This window comes from Phenylobacterium sp. (assembly GCF_031425575.1).
Lineage (GTDB): Bacteria > Pseudomonadota > Alphaproteobacteria > Caulobacterales > Caulobacteraceae > Phenylobacterium.
Window position 1 is genome coordinate 1 of record NZ_JANPJP010000194.1, and the last position, 2,475, is coordinate 2,475.

2 protein-coding genes are annotated in these 2,475 nt (G+C 69.4%); one reads left to right on the forward strand and one right to left on the reverse strand.

The annotated features are described in order from the left end of the window. Positions 1 to 123 (reverse strand): SDR family NAD(P)-dependent oxidoreductase (locus RMO97_RS11150; RefSeq protein ID WP_310541069.1); only part of this gene is annotated, 123 nt, incomplete at its 3' end. A gap of 193 nt (positions 124 to 316) precedes the next feature. On the opposite strand from RMO97_RS11150, the gene RMO97_RS11155 reads away from it, so the two are divergent. Further along, complete coding sequence (locus RMO97_RS11155; RefSeq protein ID WP_310541067.1) at positions 317 to 2,392, forward strand: ATP-binding protein; 2,076 nt, start codon at positions 317 to 319, stop codon at positions 2,390 to 2,392. Positions 2,393 to 2,475 lie beyond the last annotated feature (83 nt).

Sequence of the window (2,475 nt, forward strand, 5' to 3'; positions counted from 1 at the left end):
GCCCAGGTCGTTGACGACAACCTTGGCCCCGCGGCGCGCCAGCTCCAGCGCATGCTGCTTGCCCAGGCCGCCGCCCGCGCCGGTGACGATCGCCACTTTGCCGTCGAAGCGGATGTCCGCCATGGAAGTCTCTCCAGAAAGGGGGTCAGAATTTCGCCCGGTTTGTGCGGCGCGGGAGAGACGAGGTCAAGCCGCCGCCTCTCCCAGCGACGGTGGGCCCGAGGCTCGGGTTTTGGAAGCTCTGGTGTCCTTAACGGTTCCTTGGCGACCCCGATCTTAGGGTTGGGCTCAGGAATTGGCGGCGCCAGGCATCGACATGATCAAGACCATCAGTCGCAACCGGCACGCCGCCTTGGCGCTGGTTCTCTGCCTCTGCTACGTCGCCAACCTCTGGCTGACCAACGCCCTGCGCCAAGAGGCCGGCGGCATCGACAACATCTGGACGGCCAACGCCTTCGTCATCGGCGGCCTGTTGCTGCTGCCCTCCCGCTGGCGGCTGCCGACCCTGGCCGCTGGGTTCGGCCTCCAGGTCGCCGTCATCCTGCTGTTCCGGCTTTCCGTGGTGGACGCCATCGGCTTCTCGGCGCTGAACACGGTTGAGGCCGTCTGCGTCGCCTGGCTGGCGCGCAGACTTGGCGTGGTGCGCCTCACCACCCCCGGCCGGTTCGCCGGCCTCATCTTCCTGGCGCTGCTGCCGGTGCTGCTGGCCGGGTCGCTCCTGTTGGGCGTCGGCGCCTGGATGCTGCACGGCGAGTTCCCGGTCGGCATGCTGGCCAGTCGCCTGCCGGCCAAGTTCCTCGGCATGAGCCTGGTGCTGCCGGCCATCCTGTTGCTGGCCCGCAGCCGCGCCAGCCTGATGCGGGCCCCGCCTTGGGAGCAGCTCTGCGCCTATCTGCTGATGGTGGGTCTGGCGGCGGCGGTCTTCACTCCGTTCAGCCTCGTGGCCCTGTTCGCCGCCTTCCCGGCCATCACCGTGGTGGGTCTGCGGATGGGCCCCCGCGCTGTCACCGTGGCCATGGCGCTCGCCTGCATGGTCATGCTGCCGCTCGGCCTTCATCACGCCCCGCCGGGCCTGCGGGCGGACCACGAGAGCCTCAGTATCCGGATCACCATGTCCCAGGTTTGCCTGGCGATGGTCTTCGCCACCGGCCTCATCGCCGCCCTCATGGCCACCCACCAGCAGCGCCTGCGCCAGATCCTGGCGCGCCGCTCGGCCAGCTACATGCGCGCCCGCGACCGCGCCCAGGCGGCGTCCGTGGCCAAGACCGAGTTTCTGGCGGCCATGAGCCACGAGATCCGCACACCGTTGAACTCCATCATCGGCTTCGCTCAGGTGCTCGTGCGGCGCAACGACCTGCCGGCCGACAGCCGCCACCAGATCGGTCTGATCGAGCGCTCCGGCGCCGCCCTGCTCACCGTGGTCAACGACATCCTCGACTTCTCCAAGGTTGAGGCCGGCCGCATCGACCTGGATCCCAAGCCCGTGGACTTGGCCCAGGCCTGCCAATCGGCCCTGGCGATCGTGGGGGAGAGCGCCCAGCGCAAGGGTCTGATCCTGGCCATGACCTTCCAGGGCGCGGCCGGCGCGGCCCACGTCTGCGACGACCACCGCCTCGGCCAGGTGCTGCTCAACCTGCTCAACAACGCGGTCAAGTTCACCGACGTCGGCGGCGTCACCCTGGCCCTGTCGGTGGTGTCCCAGGGTGAGCAGGACCTGATCCGCATCGCCGTCACTGACACGGGTCCCGGCATCGCGCCCGACGCGGCCGAGCGCCTGTTCCAGCGCTTCAGCCAGGTGGACTCATCGGTCAGCCGCACCCACGGCGGCACCGGCTTGGGCTTGGCCATCTGCAAGGGCCTGGTGGACCTAATGGGCGGCAAGGTGGGCATGGAGTCGACCCCCGGCCAGGGCTCAACCTTCTGGCTGGAAATCCTCATGGCCCGCGCCGAGGCCATCGCCGAGCGCGCCGATGACCAGGGTCAGGAACAGGGTCTGTCGGCCCACATCCTGCTGGTGGACGACCACCCCATGAACCGCGAGCTGGGGGTCACGATCCTCAGCCTGCTGGGCTGCACCTCCGACATCGCCTGCGATGGCCGCGAGGCGATCGAGGCCGCCCAGACCTGCCGCTACGACGCCATCCTTATGGACGTCCACATGCCCGTCGTTGACGGCCTGGCCGCCACCCGCGCCATCCGCGCCCTGGGGGGGCAAGTCGGCATGACCCCGATCATCGCCATGAGCGCCGACGTCATGCCCGAGCAGGTCGCCAGGATGCGCGAGGCCGGCATGGTCGACAGCGTCGGCAAGCCCGTCAGCATCGCGGCCCTCAACGACTGCCTGGCCCGCTGGATCGGCCGAGACGCCGATGGCGAGGTGCTGGCGGCCTAGATTTTCCACCCTCGACTGCCGCGACGACAGCCTCGCGTTTTCGCAGGCGCGCGGACAGGATGGCCCAAACACGGGCCGGCGGC

Excerpts from the sequence above, each read along its gene's own strand:
- RMO97_RS11155 (WP_310541067.1), top strand. The coding sequence starts at position 317 with ATGATCAAGACCATCAGTCGCAACCGGCACGCCGCCTTGGCGCTGGTT.